Source organism: Endozoicomonas sp. ONNA1, assembly GCF_024606325.1.
GTDB lineage: Bacteria > Pseudomonadota > Gammaproteobacteria > Pseudomonadales > Endozoicomonadaceae > Endozoicomonas_A.
In genome coordinates this window covers 1-2,044 of the sequence record NZ_JAHHPN010000283.1, presented here as the reverse complement: position 1 = coordinate 2,044, position 2,044 = coordinate 1, and the positions used below count along the sequence as shown (strand labels likewise).

Annotated in this window: 2 protein-coding genes; both read left to right on the top strand. The window is 45.2% G+C overall.

Translation table 11 applies throughout. From position 1 onward, the window contains the following. Positions 1–618 (top strand): hypothetical protein (locus KDK19_RS06660; protein ID WP_257287655.1); only part of this gene is annotated, 618 nt, incomplete at its 5' end. A gap of 232 nt (positions 619–850) precedes the next feature. Then, positions 851–2,044 (top strand): hypothetical protein (locus KDK19_RS06655; RefSeq protein WP_257274703.1); only part of this gene is annotated, 1,194 nt, incomplete at its 3' end.

The following is a 2,044-nucleotide window of genomic DNA, read 5'->3' as shown; positions in this document are numbered from 1 at the left end:
ATGATGAATGGGGCATTTGGATTAAAAGACAGAGAGCAGGCATGGGGTTGGGTATTGTTTGATCATGCTAGTGATCCTCGCTGTTGGGCCGTAAATGGGAAGAGTTATAGAGCAGGGTTTGCTTCAGTGAGCGCATGGTCTTCGGCAGGTTTTGATGTTGCATGTAATTGCACTATGCCAACAGCCATTTCACCTGCTTCATCACTTTTATCCGCTTCTTCTACAGTCTCTCCCTATACAACCCAGGTGGCCTACACTTCATCCAAATTTATTTCTGATGCAGATAATACAAGCGATCTGGTTCCGGTTATCAGTATTGTTGGCAAAGCTGAACCAAGAGAGTTGGAAGTGTCAGAAAAAACACCCACATGGGTGAAAGCATCCTCAGGTGCTGGCCTGTTTCTTGGGGGGCTTATAACTCAAACCTGGTTCTATTTTTCAAAACGGATCAAGCCGACCTGGATAAGGTATACCAGTCAGGCATTAGCTACAACATTGGGATTGGGTCTTCCCGCATTCCAGTTGTTACCAAAATGTATCAGTAGATTGAGAGGAAGGAGTGGATCCTTCACTCCATCGCCAGAACCAAAGATGTCAGAACTGGAAAAGCAACTGTAGCATGTTGCAAAAAAGCCTCCACAAGTCGGCGGTCTGTCAACAGTTGTCGGCTTGCTTATGGCAGTACTCTCGGAAAACTCCGAATCTCAGCCCGGTTGAATGATTTCTGATTTAAAGAAGGCTTGCCTTTATTTATGAAATATCCGGTCTAGGATTTAGGGCGACCTTAGACAGGATTATCAGGGCAAGGATGTCTATGTTCTGACTTTCAAATAGCAGACAGAGTGCAGTTATGAATAGTTCCAGATCCGGGTTCGCGGTTGCTCTATTGTCATCAATTTTTGCCTTACCTTGTCACGTTTACGCCACGGACGGGCCAACGGGTAGTTTCACGTATACAGATGTCTATAGTTGTTCTGAATTAACCAGTGATGATGATAAGGGCGTTTGCAGTCAACATTTACCAGCTTTTAAGGCACTTATCAGGGAAAAGAACAATCAGATATCTGCAACAAAACCTTTCACAAGTGTTTCCACAAATGCTTCTACAAGTGCTTCCACAACTGCTTCACCCAGTGCATCTCCAATTACTGAAACGGTCAGGATAAGAAAAATATCGGCTACAACAAGGCTGGATCATGAGGCTTTTCGGACCACCTATCCAACTTTATTTATCTTTGATGCTGAGAGATCATCCGGAAAGGGACAGCCAGCTGTTTATGAATTACCATTGACAGTAGCCGTGACTGGTCCTACCAGAGACGTAAAGAGTTTTCAGTTACCCGATAACTCAGCTTTTGTGGGGAACAGCATTAATGTTCTCGCCGAGTTTGTAATTGAAGGAGGCATACAGGATCATTATGTGATGTCGGCACCCCATAATGATTCTGTCTACTATCTGGCGAATATCGAAATTAATTCCAGAAACCCTTCAGACAGGGGCAGTTCATCAGCAACCGTTGCCTCAGAACTTCCCACCACTCAGATGCATAAACCTTCAGGTATTCTGGAGCTGGAGGGGGCAGGTATTTTTCTTGCAGACAATATCAAGGTGGTAATGGATCCGGCGGGTCATCATAAGGGCGTCCAACCGGTAGTGCTGGGATGTACCCATTTTAGGGATGGGAGAGGAGCAGAAGAGCAGTTCGTCTATCGATTTAAGGACTCTGAATTTTATCTCCTGCCAGGCACACAAGAAGAAATGGGTCCTCTGAACGCTGCATTGAACGTTCGCTGTTATCAAGCTGAGGGGCAAGTGCAGTTGACCATGAGAAACACTAAAACCATTATATTCGTACCCACTGAAACGGTCACTCCAACACCCGGTTTACCAACTGGCAGTGGGGTGTTGTTCTCTATATTCTTATGGCCCAGAGAAAACGTCATGCGCTTCGACAATTCTACCTGTAACACCGTCGTCGATCAGTTTGACAATGATCTAACCATTGGCTCAGCTTATCCATCGGATCCTGATTACTACATGGGT